The organism is Fibrivirga algicola (assembly GCF_011742925.1).
GTDB classification, from domain to species: Bacteria; Bacteroidota; Bacteroidia; order Cytophagales; family Spirosomataceae; genus Fibrella; species Fibrella algicola.
Genome location: NZ_WAEL01000001.1, coordinates 46508 through 66501 on the forward strand (window position 1 = coordinate 46508; position 19994 = coordinate 66501).

Genomic DNA, 19994 nt, shown 5'->3' on the forward strand with positions numbered 1-19994 from the left:
CTTCCTTTGCCTGCTACACTCCTGATAATTGACGACGAAGCCCGGCTTCGTGGCTTGCTGGCCCGGATTCTGAGCCTCGAAGGCTACACCGTGCTGGAGGCTGAAAACGCCCGCACCGGCCTGAAAACGCTGGAGCGGGAAGAGGTACATCTGGTGCTCAGCGACGTGAAACTGCCCGATAAAAACGGCATTGAGCTCACGGCACAGATCAAGCAGCTATACCCCGCCACCGAAATCATTGTGCTGACCGCCTACGGTACCATCGCCGACGGGGTAACGGCCATTAAAAACGGCGCCTTCGATTACATCACCAAAGGCGACGATAACGACCGAATCATTCCGCTGGTGAGTCGGGCGGTAGAGAAAGCGCAGTTGCAGTTCCGGGTACGTCGGCTGGAAGCGCAGATCAACGAACGGACCGATTTTGCAAAGATCGTGGGTACGTCTACTGCCATCAGACAGGCCATTTCGCTGGCACAGCGCGTGGCGACGACCGACACCACTGTGCTGCTGACGGGCGAAACCGGCACTGGCAAGGAGGTATTTGCGCAGGCCATTCACGGGGCCAGTCCGCGCCGGTCAGGTACGTTCGTGGCTATCAACTGCGGGGCGCTGGGCAAGGATATTCTGGAAAGTGAGCTGTTTGGCCACCGCGCCGGGGCCTTTACCGGAGCCAGTCGCGATCAGAAGGGGCTGTTTGCCGAAGCCCATAAAGGCACTATTTTTCTGGATGAGATTGGCGAAATGCCGCTCGACCTACAGGCCAAACTGCTGCGCGTGCTGGAGACCCACGAATTTCTGCGCGTGGGCGATACCAAACCGACTAAAACCGATGTGCGGGTCATTGCCGCTACCAACCGGAGTCTGGAGCAGGAGGCGAGCGCTGGTCATTTCCGCCTCGATCTGTACTACCGCCTGTCGGTATTCACCATCGAACTGCCACCCCTCCGCGACCGCCCGCAGGACATTGCCGAACTGGCCGCCCAATTTGCCCGGCAGGTAGGAGTGAAGATCGGCAAACGTGACGTACAGCTCAGTCCTGCTTTCGTGCAGAAGCTCCAGCAACATGCCTGGAAGGGGAATATCCGGGAATTAAAAAATGTGATCGAGCGCGCCGTGATCTTGTCCGATATGCGCGACGACGGGTCGACTGAACTGGTGCCCGACACCTTACCCTTCGACCTGCAAACGGGCGGCGTATCGGCCACAGGTACGTTCGATCTGGCTACCGTCGAAAAGCAGCACATCCGTTACGTACTACGCCATACCAGTGGACAGAAACCCGAAGCCGCCCGTCTCCTCGGCATTGGCCTGACGACCCTTTACCGAAAAATCCAGGAATACGGGCTTGATGGGTAGCCCGTACGCAGACCCGTCTTAATCTGGTATATTGGCGAAGGATGGGCTCGGCTACTCTGCCGAGACCAGTCGTTGATCCCCTGATTTCAGTCACCCCAAACCCTTGCAAAACAGACATAAAATGGAAGCGACGTCAACAGACCAGAAAACCTTTCAACTGGTGGATAATGGAAAACAGGTAGGTGAGCTGATCTACAAGGGTTTTTTCTCGTTCAGTGCCGAGATGAAGCTGGGTACGTCTGACGTCTACGAAATCAAGTCGGTTGGTCTGTTTGGTACTACCCTTACCGTGACAAAAGCCGGATTGGACATAGCCAACCTGCAAATGAACTGGCGTGGCCAGATTGTTATCGCGTTTCAGGATGGCCAAGAGTTTGTGTTAAAAGCAATGGGTACGTTCTACAACAAATTTATCATTGAGAATAAAGAGCAGGAAAAGCTGGTACTCTATGACCCAACATTTGATTGGCGTAAGTGGCACTACAATTACACGATCACGTACGAAGAAAAGCCACAGGATGTGTTACTCATTCTATTGGGCGTTTATGCGTCAAACTATTTCATAGCTACTATGTCAGGAATGGCATAAAACAACGTACGGAAAAACAACGATGTCAATAACCAGAGAGGCGGAACTGATCGGCATGCAACAGGCAAGTGAAGCCGTTGCCTACACGCTGAGAGAAATGAGGAACTATGCCAAACCAGGCATGACGACTAAGGAACTGGATGAGTATGGCGGAAAACTCCTGAATGAGGTAGGGGCCAAGTCAGCTCCTTACCTGACCTACGGCTTCCCGGGCTGGACGTGCATCAGTGTAAACAACGAATTCTGTCACGGCATCCCGTCTGACCAGCGTGTTCTCAACGAGGGCGACCTGATCAATATCGATGTTTCGGCGGAGTTGAATGGCTTCTGGTCAGATAATGGAGGCTCCTTTGTGCTTGGAACAGATGTGCACCAGCATCAGAAGTTAATCGAGGCATCGAAACAGATTTTGTACAGGGCCATTCACGCCATAAAAGGCGGGGTTCGTATCGCCGATATTGGTGCTTTAATTGAGGCGGAAGCAAAGAAAAGAGGGTATAGGGTCATTAAAAACCTGACGGGCCACGGGGTAGGCCGAAGCCTGCATGAAGAGCCGGCTGAGATCGCCAATTTCAGAGATCGATCGAATCTGGGTCGATTTAAGAAAAACTCGGTCGTGGCGGTAGAGACTTTTATTTCAACGAGATCAACCTATGCCGAAACATTGGAGGACGGCTGGACTATGGTGGGTAACAAAGGCGGTTTCATGGCGCAACACGAGCATACGATTGTCGTTACCGACGGCAAGCCAATCATACTTACGGCGATGAATAACATTTGGGACTAAGTAATCTGGCCAGGCAAGACTAGAAGGCATGAAAACGACAAGCAGCCAGGACGAACGCATTGCCACCATGACGTTTGCGTCTGTTTATCCCCATTATGTGGCAAAAGTGGAGAAGAAAGCACGGACGAAGGCAGAACTGCACCAAGTCATTCAGTGGCTTACGGGCTATGATGACAAGGCGTTGCAACGGCATATCGACGCAAAATCGACTTTCGACACGTTTTTTCAGCAAGCGGCTATACATCCCAATGCCCACCTCATTACCGGCTTAATCTGCGGCAATCGGATCGAAGACATAGCCAATCCTTTAACGCAGCAGGTACGGTATCTGGATAAGCTGGTAGATGAACTGGCGAAAGGGCGGAAGATGGAAACGATTTTACGACGCTAACAACCACGACCTGGCCTATGCTTACAATAAAGGCGTTATCTGCCGACCAACGCAACGAGTTACTCGATACCCTACAGACACGTTTTGAGAAAAACGGAAGCCGCCACGAAGGGCTGGACTGGGCACCAATACAGGCGAAGCTGACGGCGAATCCCGACAAATTAGCCTCGCTCTACGACATGGAACGAACCGGTGGTGAACCGGATGTGATCGGCCACGACGAACAGACGGGCGAGTATTTGTTTTGCGACTGTTCGGCCGAAAGCCCGCAAGGTCGCCGAAGCTGTTGTTACGACCTGGACGGACTAGAATCAAGAAAAGACAACCGACCCGAACATAACGCGGTGGACATGGCCGATAACATGGCTATCGACCTGTTGGATGAAGCCCAATACCGGGACTTGCAACGGCTAGGTACGTTCGACGCGAAAACGTCGAGTTGGCTGAAGACACCGGCCGCGATCAGAAAGCTGGGTGGTGCCCTGTTCGCCGATTTCCGCTACGGTCAGGTCTTCGTGTATCACAACGGTGCTCAATCGTACTACGCCGCCCGAGGGTTCCGTGGCTTGGTGAAGGTTTGATCCGTAATTCGACGCTGTCAATAATCGTCTGATAAGTAGCAGGCTGTTTGGGAACCGTAGTCCTAAATGCAGGCGCATCTTTCCCTACGCCAGCCGCCCGAAATCCCAGGCGCTCGCCTTGCTTGACAGTTAGCCTTTGAGAGGGTAAAACGGTATAAGATTTCAGACGGATGGTAAACAGGTCTATTACATTGACGGAAACAGTGAAAGAAGATCTAGAGGCATTCTTCCACTTCCAGCTCGACAGCGAAGCCAATCATCTGGCGGCGTTCACCGCTAAAGATCCCACCGACAAGGCCGCTTATATCGACAAGTACACAAGGCATCTGACTGACCCAACCATTAATATGCGGACTATACGAGTGGGCGATGTAATCGTGGGCAGCATTGCGAAATTTGTGATGGACGATGAGGCCGGCATCACGTACTGGATTGATCGCTCTTTCTGGGGTCAGGGAATCGCCACAAGTGCCCTGACTGACCTGTTGGCTATTGAGCCAGCCAGACCCATATATGGATGTGTGGCTTTCGATAATTATGGCTCGCAGCGGGTGTTGGAGAAATGCGGCTTCGTGCAAGTTGGAACCGACAAGGGATTCGCAAATGCGCGGCAGGCCGATATTGAGGAGTTTATTTACAAACGGTCGGATTAACTTTCTGCCTAAACCAGATGCCTATGACCGGCTCAACTATCACGCTACTTTTTGCCACTGTATGTGTTGGGCTGATGGCGGGCCTGTTCTTTGCGTATTCGTTTTCTGTTATGCCCGCCTTAAGTCAGCTGGACGATCATCAATATCTGTCCACGATGCAGTCGATCAATCGGGCTATTCAGAATCCTGCCTTTTTTACGGCATTTTTTGGCGCTTTACTCGCGTTACCGCTTGCCACGTACCTCACCCATACGACTCAATCCGGAACAACAGCGTTCTGGCTGTTGCTGGCTGCAACGATCGTCTATGGCGTCGGCGTTTTTCTGGTGACGGTAGTCGGCAACATTCCGATAAACGAAGCACTCGATGCCCTTGACCTAACTAGCGCACCGAAAGAATCGCTTAGCAGCCAGCGACAGCTTTTCGAAACCAGGTGGGTCACCCTGAATTTTGTCCGAACCGCCTGTTCACTCGCCGCCTTCCTTTGCTCGCTACTTGCTTTTCTGAGCCGCTACCAAAAGAATTGATAGTAACCCGTCCGGTTCACTCACCGGTATAGTCAGGGAGAGATCAGTGTAGCACGTACCTGCTTGTCGCATAACGAAACTAGCGTAGGGACGTGATCGCTTCACGATTAATCAATAAGCTGTTTTCCATTGTCTTTCCATATGCGCAATTCGTACATTTGAGAGTTACGATCTGGTTAAAAATGAAACACCAACCGTATTGCTCAGCGAAACGGAAAACATGCCAATAACGTAAAACTGGGCAGTGGCCCATTGAAACCTTCATCTCCACGACGTCGACCTACGCGGAAACGCTACAGGACGGCTGGACTATGGTGGGCAACAAAGGTGGTTTCAAAGTACAACACGAAGACACCATCCTAATCACCGATGGCAAGCCAATCATCCTTACCGAGATGAATTATATATGGGGCTGAGAGTAGTAAAGCATCAGACTGACTTGTAAGAACCCTAAAACCTCAACTATCGATTTGGCGATTCATCGCTTCCCTTTTTCATATAACGGAAAGCTAAAGCTTACTTGCGTTCGATCGAAAAATACATTCTCAATTAAATCGGCGTTCAATAACCCTACCCACGCTTTTGGACATCAGCTTGAGTGATCCTTAAACAAAAGTCAATGTTGTGAGATTGATAAGTGAAGGTTCCACAAGACGTTATTTTTAATCATATTTAGAAGATAGATTTCTTTGATTTTGGAATTATATGTAATTTATCAAAACATGTTACCAGAAGATTTTTTAGTGGATAGTGGGATACAGGTCTTGCAGGAGAAGCTAGGTCTATCATCAGATTTCTTCAAAAGATTACTGGAGGAAGATGATTGGTCTTTTGTAATCAAATTACATGCCTTAATCGAAGCCTCATGCACTGATTTGTTGCTTCATCATTTTGATGAGCCAGTCCTGAAAATTATTATTTCTCGGCTAGAACTAAGTAATAAATCATCTGGAAAAATTGCATTTATAAAAGAACTTGAATTATTGGGTGATACTTATAGAAGATACATCTCTGCGTTATCCGAATGGCGTAATAGCTTTGTACATAACGTTCAAAATTGTAATGCTTCTTTAGATAAAATTGTAGCCTCAATGGATAAGAACCAAATCAAGAAATTTGCTCTTGACTTTAGTCCTTATGAAACAAACTTGCAGAAGTTTGCCAAAATGCCTTTAGATTTGCTTGATGATTCAATTCGTAAGCAAATTGACACAAATAGATTAATTGAGCGAGCTAAACGAAATCCGAAGTTCCATATTTGGTTCGGAGGGTATAACTTACTAGCTACTTTAGTCGATATGTATAGCTACAGCGACTATCGCAAGTCTAATAAAGTGATGACTTGGATAGGCGCCTATGATGAAGACGATGATACTGAATCTGGTGAGGAATTGAACGACCAAGGGATTGAGTAAAAATGTAGTTGATTGATGGTTACTCTAATTCAATCTGAAGTATAAGTGCTGAAAAGCTGAATGGCTTTACTGAATTTTAGCTAGAAAATTACATAAAAAATATGTATCATATGATTGTATTTATGTGATACAAAACGGTACAGTAAGGATATGGACAGATTAACTTTGAATTTTGTTATTCCAGAACATGGCTGGTTGCCTGTTGAAATTCAATATCGAGAATTTTAATTAGGCTTTGTGCATCAGATGTTTTGAACGAGCCTACTGAAGAAATTTATGATATAGTAATGAATTTATAAGACAATGAATCAAAACAAGTAGTTTGGTGGCTTGATCCATGTGCTTATTTCTTTGATATAGAAAAAATGCAGAAAATTTTACTTTAACTATCAGTGAAACAGAAGCTTTGCATTGGAAGAGTGCAAAAAAGAAATTAGTTTATCAGATAAAGTGAGAATACAAGATAATTTTAGAGCCATTACGAATTGCACTGAGCAAGTTCTTTTCTCTTGCGTATATTGAAGGTCAATGACCTTACAGGCTGGATAAAAAAATTGAATCATAATAGGGAATTATTATTACTTTATAGTTGATATGTCATCGACATCACCTTTGTTTTTTACGCGGCGTAGGCGGATGGGGTTGGCGGGGTTGACGACCAGCGGGATTTGTTCGGTGGCTACATTCTGGCTGTCGAGGCCGTAGGCGCTTTCGTCGGCGAGGCTAAGGCGTTTCAGGGCGAAATAGCCGTTCATGATGAACGTTTCGAGCAGGCTCAATTCGTTTTCGTAGGAGAGGAACCGGTTGATGACGATGAACCGGAAATCGCCAATTGCGTTGGGGTTCGGTTTCAGCGGTCGGTACTTGGGCTTGATCGTGATCTCGTGGCAGCGCACCATTTCTTCTACCACCTTTCGGAATAGCAAGTTGATGCGCGGCTGTACCCGGAAACCCAATTTGAAGGTGATGCGGATAACATCTTCCGGCTCCAGAGTATCCACCACATACTCGGTTGTAAATGGATCGTCGACCAGTTCGATGTGGATGAGCCAGTACAGGTCGGCGCGTTTGGGCATGCCTTCCAGAATGGAGTCGAGAATGTGCTCTTCTACGAGCTGATGTTGTGGTGAGGCGGTCAGGTAGACCAGGTTGGTGGCGTATTTAGGTACGTCGGTGTCGTTGCTCAGTTGCCGCAGCATGGGCAGGTGATCGCGCAGGCTGACGAACTGAGTGAGACGCCGTTTGATGCGGCTGCCATTGTGCCAGACCAGCATTACCGTTAGCATGATCGACCCCAGCAGGAGCGATACCCAACCGCCATGCGTGAATTTCCGCAGGTTGGCAATCAGGAAGCCACCTTCGATGAAGAAATAGATGAGCAATAAGCCCAACACGATCAGGCCATTGATCCGCTTTTTAGCATAGAGGTACATGCCCAGTAGCACGGTCGTAGTCAGCATGGTCAGGTTTACCGACAGGCCGAACGCCGCCTCCATATTTTTCGACTCGCGGAAGTAAAGTACGACCACGAAACAGCCCGCCATCAGCAGCCAGTTGAACGCCGGAATGTAGACCTGCCCGCGCGCGTTGGAGGGAAAAACGATCCGCATTTTGGGCAGCAACGTCAGCCGGAAGGCCTCGGATACGAGCGTAAAGGTGCCGCTGATGAGCGCCTGCGACGCAATGATGGTCGCCAGTGTGGCAATACCGATGCTGGGCAGCATGAACCAGTCGGGTACCAGCCCAAAGAACGAGTTCAACGTACCCAGCGGTTTGCCCATATGGTCGAGCAGCCACGCCGCCTGACCCAGGTAACAGAGGATAAGGCAGATTTTGACGTAAAACCACGACACCTGCACATTGCGCCGCCCCACGTGGCCCATGTCGGAATAGAGCGCTTCGGCCCCGGTTGAGCAAAGGAAAACGCCGCCCAGCAGCCAGAAGCCGTCGGGGTAGTTCACGATCATGTCGTAGGCGTAAACGGGGTTTAGCGACCGAACAACGCCGGGGTTCTTTGCCAGTTGAAGGGCTCCCATCAGGCCAATCATGGTAAACCAGATAGACATAATGGGGCCAAAGGCTTTGCCCAGCTTATCGGTGCCCGCCTGTTGCGCTGCAAAGAGCAAAAAGATGATAGTCAGCACAATGGGTACCGTGGGCAGATCAGGGTAGAGCGGCAATAGCCCTTCGATGGCCGACGACACCGAGATAGGCGGCGTGATGATACTGTCGGCAATCAGGAAACTACCGCCCGCAATGGCCGGGAACAGCAGCCATTTTGCATACCGCCGGATGAGCGTATAAAGCGAAAAGATGCCGCCCTCCCCGTTGTTGTCGGCTCGCAGGGTGAGCAGCACGTATTTAAGTGTAGTCTGAAAGGTGAGCGTCCAGAAAATGGCCGATACGCCACCCAGCGCCAGGGTTTCGTCGACAATGCGGTCTTCAATAATAGCACGGTAGGTATATAGCGGCGAGGTACCAATGTCGCCAAAAACGATGCCGACAGCGACCAGCAGGCCAGCCGCCGTCATTTTGTCGATGTTACGAGAAGCGTGTGAACTCAAGGGGGTGTTTGTTTGGGTTGGGTACGTTGGTGTTGCTGGTATGCTCCCTTTAAATAGACCAATACTCAGGTGAGGGATTCATAGGCATCAGTAACGTTTACCCGAATATCGTGCCAACGCGTGAATAACCGCGATTTACGGATTTTGGCACTGATTTTTTTCAAAATGGTAAAGCCGCCTTTCCAAAATGGAAAAAAGAGCGCAAATAAAGCCTGCCGACAATTGGCACGGCTATTTGCAAGAAGTTGATTGGCAATTGGTTGTGATTGTGTGTAAAGCTTGTTGGTTTAGTTGGGCCACTTTTTGGCATAGCCTGACCGAAATCAAACTAACCAACCGTCCTCATGGGCACATTACTGCTTCTGCTTCTTTCGGCGTTCCTCTGCTTCGCCATCTTCTACAAAGCCATCGACTGGTTTGAAAAGGTCTAATCATGCTCACAATCCTGTTTATCACCTCCCTGCTGGCCTTCATCTACATGCTGTATGTGCTGATTCGGCCGGAGAAGTTCTAATAATCGGCTGTCCGTATGCTGCGCCGGCCTTCACCGTCAGTTGTCCTGGGCAATCAATACTATGGAATGACTCCCCGATGACCGTGCAGCATACGGACCATCACTAACAATCAACTTATGAATACCGAATTAGTGGGCGTTCTGGCCACGTACCTGATTACCCTGCTGCTGGCGATTCCGCTTGGAAAGCTGGTTGGCCGGATTTTCAGGGGTGAGCCCAACGCCCTCGATTTTATGGCTCCGGTCGAGCGCCTAATCCTCCGCATCGGGGGTGTCGACGCCTCGAAAGACATGGGCTGGAAAGAGAACCTGACGGCTTTGTTGACCATCAATGCTGTTTGGTTCGTTTACGCCTTTGGTATGCTGCTGGCGCAGGCGGGGCTACCGCTCAACCCCGACGGTAACCCGTCGATGACCCCGGACCTGGCCTTCAACACGGCGATCAGCTTCATGGTCAACTGCGATTTACAGCACTACTCGGGTGAATCGGGGCTAACGTACCTGACGCAACTTGGGGTGATCAACTTCCTGATGTTTGTGTCGGCCGCTACGGGTATTGCCGCCCTGGTGCTGGTGGTACGGGCGTTTTTACCCGAAAAAACGAATCTATCGGGCAATTTCTACGTGTACTTCACCAAAGCGATCACGCGTGTGTTGTTGCCGGGCGCGCTGGTGGTCGCCACGATTCTAGCGTTCAACGGCACGCCCGCCAGTTTTGACGGGAAAGATCAGTTCATCTCGCTGCAGGGCGACACAGTCAACGTGTCGCGCGGACCAGCGGCGGGGCTGATCGCCATTAAGCACCTGGGTACCAACGGCGGTGGGTATTTTGGGGCTAACTCGGCGCACCCGCTCGAGAATCCGAACTACCTGACAAACATGGTCGAGTTGATCGCGCAGGTGATGTTGCCCATTATCATGCTTTTCGCGCTGGGTTATATGATCAACCGGAAGCGGTTTTCCTGGATCGTGTTCGGTGTGATGACCAGCGGCTTTTTACTCTTGCTCATCCCGACGCTTGTGACCGAGTTACACGGTAATCCGGCTATTGCGCAACTCGGCGTGACGCAGCCAACGGGAGCGATGGAAGGCAAAGAAGTCCGGTTTGGCCCTTTATCGTCGGCCTACTGGAGCATTGCGACCACGGTTATCTCAACGGGGTCGGTCAACTCCATGCATGATTCGTCGATGGCCTTGTCGGGGGCAATGCAACTGCTGGGTATGATGACCAACGCCTTCTACGGCGGTTGCGGTGTTGGCTTCCTGAACTACTATTATTACCTGATCATCGCCGTCTTTATTTCGGGGCTGATGGTGGGCCGTACGCCGGAGTTATTCGGGCGGAAAGTAGAGGCGCGGGAGATCAAGATTGCGTCGATGGTGGCCCTGCTTAGTACATTGATGGTAAAAGGAGGGGTAGCAATTGCCGCCTGGATCACGGTCAACTACCCGAATGCTGACTGGACGGTGAAACCGTCGGCCTGGCTGAACAGCCCGGGGTATCATGGATTCACGGAGATGCTGTACGAGTTCACGTCGGCCAATGCCAACAACGGATCGGGTTTCGAAGGGCTGGGCGACAACAACGTGTTCTGGAACGTCAGCACCGGCTTTGTGCTGCTTTTTGGCCGGTTCATTCCGATCATCGGTCCCGTTGCCATTGCTGGGTTGCTGGCCGACAAGAAGTTCGTGCCCGAAAGTGCAGGTACGTTGCCAACCGACACGCCAACATTCGGCCTGATGACGTTCGCCGTCATCATCATTATCACGGCCCTGTCTTTTTTCCCTGCGCTCGCGCTGGGGCCATTGGCAGAGTATTTCTCACTTAAATAACCCTCACCCCCGGCCCCTCTCCCACGTTGGGAGAGGGGAGTAAAGCTCCGCTAGTCGTTTACTCCGATTAATGGGCCGAGCACCCCCCTCTCCTTGTGAAGGAGAGGGGTCGGGGGTGAGGTTTCACAAAAATGGCAAAGCAATCTTCCCCGGCCCTATTCCAGTCTGAGCTGGTAGGGGCGGCTATAAAACAGTCGTTCACCAAACTGAATCCGGCGGTTCTGGTCAAGAATCCAGTGATGTTTATGGTTGAAATCGGTACGGTCATCATGCTGGTTATGACGATCTATATTGCCATTTCGGGCGACAAAGCGCAGGGTACCCTGGCTTACAACAGCGTGATTACAGCCGTTCTGCTGCTTACGGTGCTATTCGCCAACTTCGCCGAGGCCATTGCCGAAGCGCGGGGCAAGGCCCAGGCAGAGTCACTTCGGAAAACACGGCAGGAAACGCCCGCTAAGAAAATAGGCGGGGGGCAAGGAGCAGGGGGCGAGGAGAAAATTACGGTCATCTCGTCGGCGCAACTGCAGAAAGGAGATGTGTTCCTATGCGAAACCGGCGACACCATTCCGGCCGACGGAGAGATCATCGAAGGGTTAGCCACCATCGACGAATCGGCCATTACGGGTGAATCGGCCCCGGTGATTCGAGAAGCGGGCGGTGATAAATCGTCGGTGACGGGTGGTACCAAGGTGCTGTCTGACAAGATCACCGTGCGGGTGACTACCCAGCCCGGCGAGTCGTTTCTCGATAAGATGATCGCGCTGGTAGAGGGGGCGTCGCGGCAGAAAACGCCGAACGAAATCGCCTTAACAATCCTGCTGGCGGGCTTTACGCTCATCTTTATCATCGTTTGTGTAGCCCTGAAACCCTTCGCCGACTACGCCAACACGCCCATTACCATTGCTGCGCTGATCTCACTGTTCGTCTGCCTGATCCCCACGACCATTGGCGGGCTGCTGTCGGCCATTGGTATTGCGGGAATGGACCGCGCCCTGCGCGCCAACGTCATTGCCAAGTCGGGGCGGGCGGTTGAAACGGCGGGCGATATTGACGTGCTGTTGCTCGACAAAACGGGCACGATTACGATTGGTAACCGGAAAGCTACCCATTTCTACGCCGCGCCGGGTATCAACCAGGCCGAGATGGTCCGGGCGTCGGCGCTCAGTTCGCTGGCCGACGAAACGCCCGAAGGCAAATCGATCGTGGAACTGGCCGGGACCGACGTAACGCGCAACCTGAGCATGACCGGATCAACGATGATCAAATTCACGGCCGAAACGCGCTCGTCGGGGATCGACATGCCCGATGCCGCGCGGGATGGTGGCTCGCTGCGGATTCGGAAAGGCGCTGTTGACTCGATTCGGACCATCGTAACAAAGGCGGGGAACGCTTTCCCGTCAGAAACGGAGCAGAAAGCCAACGAGATTGCGGGTAATGGCGGTACGCCGCTGGTGGTAACGGAAAATGAACAGGTAATGGGCGTCGTGGAATTGCAGGATATCATCAAACCCGGTATCGCCGAACGCTTCGATCGGTTGCGCAAAATGGGCGTGAAAACGGTGATGGTCACAGGTGATAACCCACTGACAGCCCGGTTCATTGCCCAGAAGGCGGGTGTCGATGATTTTATTGCCGAGGCCAAACCAGAAGACAAGATGCAGTATATCCGCACGGAGCAAACCGGTGGGAAACTGGTGGCGATGATGGGCGACGGGACCAACGATGCCCCCGCCCTGGCGCAGGCCGATGTAGGGGTGGCGATGAACTCGGGCACGCAGGCGGCCAAGGAAGCCGGCAACATGGTCGACCTGGATAATGATCCGACCAAGCTGATCGAAGTGGTAGAAATTGGCAAGCAACTCCTCATTACGCGGGGTACGTTGACCACCTTTTCCATTGCCAACGACGTCGCCAAGTATTTCGCCATTGTCCCCGCGCTGTTTGTGGGTAGCATTCCGGCCCTGCAGGCCATCAACGTGATGAAGCTGCACAGCCCTGAGTCAGCCATATTGTCGGCCGTAATCTTCAACGCGATCATCATTCCAATGCTGATTCCGCTGGCCCTTCGTGGGGTCGAATACAAGCCGATCGGTGCCTCAGCCCTGCTGCGTCGCAACCTGTTTATCTATGGTTTCGGCGGCTTGGTAGCGCCCTTCATCGGCATCAAACTACTCGATTTAGTTGTGGGGCTATTTGTCTAGACAATCACCCTACCCGCAGCGGCATTCCGGGAGGGGCCGCCGCTGGGGGGGTAAACCAACAAAAACATGAAAAATCACATCTCTCCAGCCATTCGGTTAACGGTGGCTATGCTTATCCTGACCTCTGTCATATATCCGCTTGTGGTGGCAGGCATCGCTAAACTGGCTCCGGGCGGCGGGGCTGGCGAAACGGTCACCGTAAACGGTAAGGTTGTCGGTTACGCCCGAATTGGGCAGCAGTTTACGGAAGACCGTTATTTTAAGTCACGCCCATCGGCGGTCGATTATAACGCGGCTGGTTCGGCCGGGTCGAACAAAGGACCCTCGAACCCGGATTATCTGAAAACAGTGCAGGCTCGGATCGATACGTTTCTGGTGCACAATCCGGGTGTGCAGAAGGCCGACATACCGGCTGAACTGGTGACGGCGTCGGGTTCGGGGCTTGACCCTGATTTATCGCCGGCCGCTGCGAAAATTCAGGTACGTCGTGTTGCGAAGCTACGCGGCTTGTCGGTCGACCGATTAGAGCAACTGATCGATGAACATACGCAGGGGCCGTTGCTGGGTTTGTTTGGGCCGTCTACGGTTAATGTACTGGCGCTGAATGTGGCGCTGGATAAACGGAATTAAATCTGCTGGCTTCAGCCAACGGCAAGAGAGCACCTTGTGGCTCGCCAATCTTAACAGGAATGAAAACAGTATTTAAGACCTTATTGCTGGCGGTAACGTACCTGGGGTGGGGCATGTCAGCCTCAACCGTACATGCTCAGGCGATTGACACCACGCGGGCCCCCGCAGTAGCTCAGACAGTGCCCGTGGCGGGCCTGACCGTATCTGGGTACGTTGAAGCTTACTACGCGCATGACTTTACGGCCCCGAAAACCGCGCAGGAACGCCCCGGATTTGTGTACAACCACCGGCGTAATCGGGAAGTAAACATCAACCTGGCTTTTATCAAAGCGGCTTATGCGGCTGAGCGAATCCGAGGGAATCTGGCATTGCAGGCGGGCAACTATGCCCAATACAATTACGCTGTTGAACAGACACTGGTGCAGCACCTCTTCGAAGCCAACGCCGGGGTGAAGCTGGCGAAAAAGCACGATCTGTGGCTCGACGCAGGCATTTTTTCGTCGCACATCGGTTTTGAAAGTGCCATCTCGAAAGATTGCTGGACCCTGACCCGGAGTATCATGGCCGAGAATTCGCCCTACTACCTGGCGGGGGCCAAAGTGACGTACAACACCGGTAATGGGAAATGGACGTTGCTGGGGTCTGTACTTAACGGGTGGCAGCGGATCAAAAAACTTGATGGCTACAGTGGCCCGTCGATCAGTACCCAGGTGCAATTCCGGCCATCGTCGACCCTAACACTCAACTGGAGCAGCTTCCTGGGCAGTGACCGTCCCGACTCGCTGAAACAGAGCCGATTCTTCAATAACTTCTACGCCATCATTAATCCGGGCGGCGGACCGTCGCAGGGGCGCTTTGGCGTGATAGTGGGCTTTGATTTTGGTGCCGATCGAAAGCCGGTTGTTCGTACCGGGTCTGCTGTGCGGATCGATGGGGGCGGTAGCTACATCTGGTATTCGCCCGTGGTCATTGCCCGGTACAAAACGTCGGATCGGAGCTATGTGAATGGGCGCGTAGAATATTACGATGACCCCAACAACGTACTCATCAGTACAGGTACGTTGCCCGGTTTCAAAACAACGGGGTATTCGCTGGGCTACGATTACGCCATTCTGTCGAATCAGGGCGCGGGATCGGCTCTACTGCGTATCGAGGGGAAGGTGTACGACAGCAAAGCCCCTATTTTCGAGGGCAGGGCAGGCGCAAGCCGTACGAATGCTGCGTTGACGACGAGTTTGGCCATTTCGTTTTAATAGATGGGTAACACGGGGTTTCTCCGGGAAGCTTCGTGTCTATAGCTGCTTTATGACTGTAAATGATCAACACCACAACGGCGAACCGGCCGAGCGATTTCTGACCCTTATTCGCGAATCGAGGCGGGGGAAGTTCAAGGTGTACATCGGTATGAGCGCGGGTGTGGGCAAGACATACCGGATGTTACAGGAAGCACACAGCCTGCTACGCAATGGCGTCGACGTGAAGATCGGGTTCATTGAAACCCATCGACGGGCCGAAACTGAGGCGCTGGTAGGAGGTCTGCCGGCTATTCCCCGGCGCACGCTGTTTTACAAGGGCCGTCAGCTCGAGGAAATGGACGTGCAGGCGATCATCAACTGCCACCCCGAACTGGTAATCGTGGATGAACTGGCGCATACGAACATTCCCGGTTCGAAAAACGAAAAACGGTGGCAGGATGTGCTTGACTTGCTCGACGTAGGCATCAACGTCATCTCGGCGGTCAATATTCAGCATATCGAAAGCCTCTACGACGACGTACGCCTGATCACGGGCATCGACGTAACCGAGCGCGTGCCCGACCGGGTGTTGCAGATTGCCGACGAGGTGGTAAACATCGACCTGACCGCCGACGAACTCATTGCGCGACTCGAGGAAGGGAAAATTTATGATCCGTCGAAAGTGCAGATGGCGCTGACCAATTTCTTTCGGCCCGACAAAATCTTGCAACTGCGTGAGTTAGCGCTCAAAGAAGTGGCCGGTCAGGTCGAACGTAAGGTGGATCAGGCCTTGCCATTAGCAGGAAATGGACGGCACGAGCGGTTTATGGCGTCGATCAGTAGCAACCCGGATATTGCGCGGCGGGTGATTCGGAAAACAGCCCGCCTGGCTAGCTACTACAATTCGCGCTGGTATGTGCTGTACGTGCAAACGCCGGAGGAAAGTCCCGACCGAATCAGACTTGACCTGCAGCGGCATCTGATCAATAACCTGAAACTGGCTACCGAACTGGGCGCAGAGGTTATTCAGGCGAAGGGACGGAACATCGTAGATTGCATCATGCAGGAAGTTGACACACGCAAGGTGACAACGGTTTGTATCGGCAAACCGCACCTGAGTCTGATTCAGATCATCCTGCGCACCAACGCATTTAATCGCCTGCTCAACAAACTCTCTGACTCCGACGTCGACCTGGTGATTCTGTCTTAACAAAGTCTGCTGTGTGTAGTCTGCTGTTAGGCTGCTACATCCTGAATTACCTGTTCGACAACGCACCGGAAGACGGTGAACAGTAAACTCAATTTCTCTATGAACCTTCAATCCAAAATAGCGCTCGGCATGGCATTTTTATTTGCCATTATTCTGCTGCTGGGTGGGCTGGGCGCGTATTACCTTAACCAACTGGCCAACGACTCGCAGGCTATTCTTCAGGATAACTACATTTCGCTCGAGTACACCAGTCATATGCAAAAAGCACTGGCCGACCTGACGGATAACGAGTCGATAGGGGATTTTGAGCGAAACCTGAAAAAGCAGGAAGCCAATTTTACGGAGGCCGGTGAGGCGGAGGTAACGGGTAACCTGCGGCGTGAATTTGAGCGACTTCGGCGTGGCGCAACCGACTCCGTTACGATCAGACGAATGCATCAGGCCCTGTTTCAACTTGACGAGATCAATCGACAGGCTATTGTGCGCAAAAATGAGGTAGCCAAGCAAACCGCCAAAGATGCCCTGATCTGGCTGGCCGTCATTGGCACCACCTGCTTCCTGATTGTTCTGTCGTTCACTATTAATTTTCCTGTCTACGTGGCCCGGCCCCTGCGCGAACTCACGCAAGGAATAAAACAGGTGACCAACCGTAATTTTGAAGAGCGTCTGCATGTCAATTCCAGCGACGAGTTTGGGGAACTGGCCCGGTCGTTCAACCGCATGGCCGAGAAACTCGACGAGTATGAACACTCGAACTTGGCGCGGATCCTGTTTGAGAAAAAGCGCATCGATACGCTGATTCAGGTCATGTCTGACGGCATCATCGGATTAGATCAGAACCGGTATATCCTATTCGTAAATCAGGCTGCCAGCCGCTTGCTGAGCCTGACCGAGTCGGATCTGCTGGGAAAATATGCCCCCGATATTGCCGCCACCAACGACCTGATGCGCACGCTGATTCAGGACGTGATGCCGCCGCTGCAACGTACTCCGTCCACACCGGAAGGAGCTGGCGCAACCGGGGAGGCCAGTTTGCTGAAAATTTATGATGGTGATAAGGAAAGCTATTTTACCCGCCAAACCCAGCCCGTCGATATTACGCGCACCGGCGACGAACAGGCCGTGCGGGCCGGGTACGTGATTGTGCTGAAAAACGTGACGTCGTATAAAGAGCTTGATCTGGCCAAAACAAACTTCATCGCTACGGTCTCGCATGAGTTGAAAACGCCCATATCAAGCATAAAAATGAGCCTGAAGCTCCTCGACGACCAGCGTATCGGTAGCCTCAACGACGAACAGAAAGACCTGCTGACTGACCTGCGGGCCGACGCCGACCGATTGCTGGCCATTACGGGCGAACTGCTGAATATGGCGCAGGTGGAGTCGGGCCAGATTCAGTTGAACATACAGCCTGTAGACGCGGGCGATATTGTCGGGTATGCCGTCAACGCGCTTCGGGTGGCCGCCGACCAGCGTGCCATAAGCCTGCATACCGACCTGCCTGCCGGGTTGCCTCAGGTACGTACCGATCCTGATAAAGCGTCGTGGGTGCTGATCAATTTTCTGTCGAACGCGGTACGGCACTCGCCAGACGAGAGCCGGATTGAGGTATCGGCTAAGCCGGTTAAACAGGGTATTGAATTTCGGGTGCGCGACTACGGAGCTGGTATTCGGCCAGAGCACCGCGACCGGATTTTTGACCGCTATTTCCGCGCGCCGGGTTCCAACGGGCAGGCCAGTGGTACGGGGCTTGGTTTGGCTATTTCGAGTGAGTTTATTCAAAGCATGCATGGCCGGATCGGGCTCGATACGACCGTTACCGATGGGGCTGCTTTCTGGTTTACGTTGCCGGTTGTGTAAATGATAGTAGGCCATCAGGCACAAGCTTAGTACCTTGTTGGCCTAAACACACCCGTATGAAACGCACACTGTATGTGGCTCTTAGCCTGTTTGTTACCGTTAGTATACACGCCCAGCAACCTGGTTCACCAACTCAAAATGATACCTGGGGGAAGGCCGCTTCCGCCCCCGACGATCGGTACACTAATCCCAAAAGTAAGTTGTATGCGGGGCCAGACGGCTGGTACAACTACGGCGAAGTGCGGGCCGAGGTGGCCAACACTGCTAAAACAGCCTACAGATTCAAGGGAGGGTTCAACCTCATCATGCATACGTTTACGGCCGTTGAACCGGGACAGAACCGGGTGATGACGCTGGACTTCGGTACGGATACACCAGCGGTAGGTACGTATCAGGTAAGCGGTAAGGCCAGCCCCGCCCAGAAAAAAGTGGAACTGTCCTTTTCCGACATTCTTAAAAGTGAAATAAGGGATTGGAAAGGGGCCGATGGGGCGGGCACGGTGAGCGTATCGAAGGTCAACGGCTTTCTGTACATCAAATGCCGCAACGTCCTGCTTCAGCCTACGGGCGGCATCAAACAGGCCGACGAGACGAAAAAAGCGATGACACTTGGCTTCGAGGGAGCCATCGCACCTGACTGACCAATGTGCTCAGAAGGCAAGCCCGTCAGCCTGCGGTTCCGGTAGCGGGGAGGGGGCTTCGCCGGGCTCGATGAACAACTGGTTGATGATCGGAAATTTCTGTTTAACCGTCTCCCGGATGCGGGTAATTGCCTGGTTGATATCCGTCGTCGACAGGTCGTTATGGAAATCGATGACCAGCATCAGAATCACCTCTTCAGGGGCCATGTACATTGAGGGTGACCGGAGCACGCGCACAACGGCCTGATCCTGTTCAATCACCGCTACTACCTGCCGCATGGTGGCCGCCTCCAGACTTTCGCCCATCAAAAGGCCCCGGCTTTCGCGGGCCAGCACCACAGAAACGGCCGTTAAGATCAAGCCAATGAGGATGGAAGCGATGCCGTCGAAATAAGGATTTTGCAGTTGATGGCCCAGAAAAACACCCAAAAAGGCAACCAGCAGGCCCAGCACGTCGGCGGCGTCTTCAAACAAGACGACAAACGTTGAGGGGTCTTTGCTTCGTTTTACGGCTGCCCAAAACGGTTGACTACCCCGCTGCCGATTAAACTCCTTCAGCGCGGTGATGAACGAAAATCCGTCGAGGACAAAGGCAATACCGAGCACGATGTAGTTCCAGAACGGATTTTCAATGATTTCGGGATGCTGCAGATGGGTGATTCCCTCATAGAACGAGACGCCACCACCCACACCGAAAATCAGGATAGAGACGATGAAGGCCCAGAAGTAGAGCTCTTTGCCGTATCCGAAAGGGCGTTTGTCGTCGGCTGGTTGCTTACTCCGTTTGATGCCCAGCAAGAGCAGCACTTCATTCAGAGAGTCGACGAGTGAGTGAATGCCTTCCGAAATCATGGCCGAACTGCCTGTTACGCTGGCGGCAATGAATTTCGTGATGGCAATGGCTACGTTGGCAATTAAGGCGCTGTAGATCGGGGTTTTAGACGCAGGCATATCGATGGTGTGATGGTACACCAACGGTCGTTTATCCGCAAATGTTTAGG

General features: G+C 52.5%; 19 protein-coding genes and 1 pseudogene. 18 read left to right on the top strand and 2 right to left on the bottom strand.

What is annotated here, in order from left to right; genetic code table 11:
* Nucleotides 1–6 precede the first annotated feature (6 nt).
* The 9 genes and pseudogenes from F7231_RS00170 (at nucleotide 7) to F7231_RS00205 (ending at nucleotide 6302) form a co-directional block, all read left to right on the top strand.
* Nucleotides 7–1359 (top strand): sigma-54-dependent transcriptional regulator, encoded by a 1353-nt coding sequence (locus F7231_RS00170; protein WP_166690480.1) that lies wholly within the window; start codon nucleotides 7–9, stop codon nucleotides 1357–1359.
* Nucleotides 1360–1480: 121 nt separating this feature from the next.
* The gene (locus F7231_RS00175) at nucleotides 1481–1948 is read left to right on the top strand and encodes a hypothetical protein (protein WP_085410611.1); all 468 of its coding nucleotides are present in this window, start codon (nucleotides 1481–1483) and stop codon (nucleotides 1946–1948) included.
* 22 nt (nucleotides 1949–1970) lie between these two features.
* Complete coding sequence (gene map, locus F7231_RS00180) at nucleotides 1971–2735, top strand: type I methionyl aminopeptidase (protein ID WP_085410610.1); 765 nt, start codon at nucleotides 1971–1973, stop codon at nucleotides 2733–2735.
* A 28-nt stretch (nucleotides 2736–2763) separates the two neighbouring features.
* Nucleotides 2764–3126 (top strand): DUF2200 domain-containing protein, encoded by a 363-nt coding sequence (locus tag F7231_RS00185; RefSeq protein ID WP_166690481.1) that lies wholly within the window; start codon nucleotides 2764–2766, stop codon nucleotides 3124–3126.
* A gap of 17 nt (nucleotides 3127–3143) precedes the next feature.
* Nucleotides 3144–3707, top strand: a complete 564-nt coding sequence (locus F7231_RS00190; protein ID WP_166690482.1) for a DUF4256 domain-containing protein — start codon at nucleotides 3144–3146, stop codon at nucleotides 3705–3707.
* 170 nt (nucleotides 3708–3877) lie between these two features.
* Nucleotides 3878–4360, top strand: coding sequence for a GNAT family N-acetyltransferase (locus tag F7231_RS00195; protein WP_166690483.1), 483 nt, complete (start codon nucleotides 3878–3880; stop codon nucleotides 4358–4360).
* 23 nt (nucleotides 4361–4383) lie between these two features.
* Nucleotides 4384–4887: an anthrone oxygenase family protein gene (locus F7231_RS00200; RefSeq protein ID WP_166690484.1), complete on the top strand. Its 504-nt coding sequence runs from the start codon at nucleotides 4384–4386 to the stop codon at nucleotides 4885–4887.
* A 248-nt stretch (nucleotides 4888–5135) separates the two neighbouring features.
* Nucleotides 5136–5303, top strand: a pseudogene (locus F7231_RS27275) (type I methionyl aminopeptidase); the annotation flags it as partial.
* A 306-nt stretch (nucleotides 5304–5609) separates the two neighbouring features.
* Nucleotides 5610–6302 carry a hypothetical protein gene (locus tag F7231_RS00205; RefSeq protein ID WP_166690485.1) on the top strand — a complete coding sequence of 231 codons (693 nt, stop codon included), beginning with the start codon at nucleotides 5610–5612 and terminating at the stop codon, nucleotides 6300–6302.
* 578 nt (nucleotides 6303–6880) lie between these two features.
* Here the strand turns inward: F7231_RS00205 and F7231_RS00210 are convergent.
* Complete coding sequence (locus tag F7231_RS00210; RefSeq protein WP_208295526.1) at nucleotides 6881–8833, bottom strand: KUP/HAK/KT family potassium transporter; 1953 nt, start codon at nucleotides 8831–8833, stop codon at nucleotides 6881–6883.
* 220 nt (nucleotides 8834–9053) lie between these two features.
* Here F7231_RS00210 and F7231_RS00215 point away from each other — a divergent pair, with 220 nt between their 5' ends.
* The 9 genes from F7231_RS00215 (at nucleotide 9054) to F7231_RS00255 (ending at nucleotide 18993) form a co-directional block, all read left to right on the top strand.
* Nucleotides 9054–9287, top strand: coding sequence for a hypothetical protein (locus F7231_RS00215; RefSeq protein ID WP_166690487.1), 234 nt, complete (start codon nucleotides 9054–9056; stop codon nucleotides 9285–9287).
* 12 nt (nucleotides 9288–9299) lie between these two features.
* Nucleotides 9300–9380 carry a potassium-transporting ATPase subunit F gene (locus F7231_RS00220; RefSeq protein ID WP_085410606.1) on the top strand — a complete coding sequence of 27 codons (81 nt, stop codon included), beginning with the start codon at nucleotides 9300–9302 and terminating at the stop codon, nucleotides 9378–9380.
* A 117-nt stretch (nucleotides 9381–9497) separates the two neighbouring features.
* Nucleotides 9498–11213 (top strand): potassium-transporting ATPase subunit KdpA, encoded by a 1716-nt coding sequence (gene kdpA / locus F7231_RS00225; RefSeq protein ID WP_166690488.1) that lies wholly within the window; start codon nucleotides 9498–9500, stop codon nucleotides 11211–11213.
* Between the two features lie 131 nt (nucleotides 11214–11344).
* Nucleotides 11345–13417 carry a potassium-transporting ATPase subunit KdpB gene (gene kdpB / locus F7231_RS00230; protein ID WP_166690489.1) on the top strand — a complete coding sequence of 691 codons (2073 nt, stop codon included), beginning with the start codon at nucleotides 11345–11347 and terminating at the stop codon, nucleotides 13415–13417.
* A gap of 66 nt (nucleotides 13418–13483) precedes the next feature.
* On the top strand, nucleotides 13484–14047 hold the full coding sequence (locus F7231_RS00235) for a K(+)-transporting ATPase subunit C (protein WP_166690490.1): 564 nt from the start codon (nucleotides 13484–13486) through the stop codon (nucleotides 14045–14047).
* Between the two features lie 59 nt (nucleotides 14048–14106).
* A complete protein-coding gene (locus F7231_RS00240) occupies nucleotides 14107–15300 on the top strand; it encodes a porin (RefSeq protein WP_166690491.1) in 1194 nt (397 codons plus the stop codon).
* Nucleotides 15301–15352: 52 nt separating this feature from the next.
* On the top strand, nucleotides 15353–16492 hold the full coding sequence (locus tag F7231_RS00245) for a sensor protein KdpD (protein ID WP_166690492.1): 1140 nt from the start codon (nucleotides 15353–15355) through the stop codon (nucleotides 16490–16492).
* Between the two features lie 99 nt (nucleotides 16493–16591).
* Entirely contained in the window at nucleotides 16592–18352 is a 1761-nt protein-coding gene (locus F7231_RS00250; RefSeq protein WP_166690493.1) for a HAMP domain-containing sensor histidine kinase, read from the top strand.
* A 56-nt stretch (nucleotides 18353–18408) separates the two neighbouring features.
* Complete coding sequence (locus F7231_RS00255) at nucleotides 18409–18993, top strand: hypothetical protein (protein ID WP_085410599.1); 585 nt, start codon at nucleotides 18409–18411, stop codon at nucleotides 18991–18993.
* A gap of 9 nt (nucleotides 18994–19002) precedes the next feature.
* Here F7231_RS00255 and F7231_RS00260 read toward each other — a convergent pair whose 3' ends face one another.
* Entirely contained in the window at nucleotides 19003–19944 is a 942-nt protein-coding gene (locus tag F7231_RS00260) for a cation diffusion facilitator family transporter (protein WP_085410598.1), read from the bottom strand.
* Nucleotides 19945–19994: the final 50 nt, after the last annotated feature.

Bases quoted from the DNA above. Each gene is read 5' to 3' on its own strand.
- F7231_RS00210 (WP_208295526.1), bottom strand. From the start codon at position 8,833: ATGACGGCGGCTGGCCTGCTGGTCGCTGTCGGCATCGTTTTTGGCGAC.
- F7231_RS00195 (WP_166690483.1), top strand. From the start codon at position 3,878: ATGGTAAACAGGTCTATTACATTGACGGAAACAGTGAAAGAAGATCTA.
- F7231_RS00205 (WP_166690485.1), top strand. From the start codon at position 5,610: ATGTTACCAGAAGATTTTTTAGTGGATAGTGGGATACAGGTCTTGCAG.
- F7231_RS00175 (WP_085410611.1), top strand. From the start codon at position 1,481: ATGGAAGCGACGTCAACAGACCAGAAAACCTTTCAACTGGTGGATAAT.
- F7231_RS00245 (WP_166690492.1), top strand. From the start codon at position 15,353: ATGACTGTAAATGATCAACACCACAACGGCGAACCGGCCGAGCGATTT.
- F7231_RS00190 (WP_166690482.1), top strand. From the start codon at position 3,144: ATGCTTACAATAAAGGCGTTATCTGCCGACCAACGCAACGAGTTACTC.
- F7231_RS00220 (WP_085410606.1), top strand. From the start codon at position 9,300: ATGCTCACAATCCTGTTTATCACCTCCCTGCTGGCCTTCATCTACATG.
- kdpA (WP_166690488.1), top strand. From the start codon at position 9,498: ATGAATACCGAATTAGTGGGCGTTCTGGCCACGTACCTGATTACCCTG.
- map (WP_085410610.1), top strand. From the start codon at position 1,971: ATGTCAATAACCAGAGAGGCGGAACTGATCGGCATGCAACAGGCAAGT.
- F7231_RS00200 (WP_166690484.1), top strand. From the start codon at position 4,384: ATGACCGGCTCAACTATCACGCTACTTTTTGCCACTGTATGTGTTGGG.
- F7231_RS00185 (WP_166690481.1), top strand. From the start codon at position 2,764: ATGAAAACGACAAGCAGCCAGGACGAACGCATTGCCACCATGACGTTT.
- F7231_RS00235 (WP_166690490.1), top strand. From the start codon at position 13,484: ATGAAAAATCACATCTCTCCAGCCATTCGGTTAACGGTGGCTATGCTT.
- F7231_RS00255 (WP_085410599.1), top strand. From the start codon at position 18,409: ATGAAACGCACACTGTATGTGGCTCTTAGCCTGTTTGTTACCGTTAGT.
- F7231_RS00240 (WP_166690491.1), top strand. From the start codon at position 14,107: ATGAAAACAGTATTTAAGACCTTATTGCTGGCGGTAACGTACCTGGGG.
- kdpB (WP_166690489.1), top strand. From the start codon at position 11,345: ATGGCAAAGCAATCTTCCCCGGCCCTATTCCAGTCTGAGCTGGTAGGG.
- F7231_RS00250 (WP_166690493.1), top strand. From the start codon at position 16,592: ATGAACCTTCAATCCAAAATAGCGCTCGGCATGGCATTTTTATTTGCC.
- F7231_RS00215 (WP_166690487.1), top strand. From the start codon at position 9,054: ATGGAAAAAAGAGCGCAAATAAAGCCTGCCGACAATTGGCACGGCTAT.
- F7231_RS00260 (WP_085410598.1), bottom strand. From the start codon at position 19,944: ATGCCTGCGTCTAAAACCCCGATCTACAGCGCCTTAATTGCCAACGTA.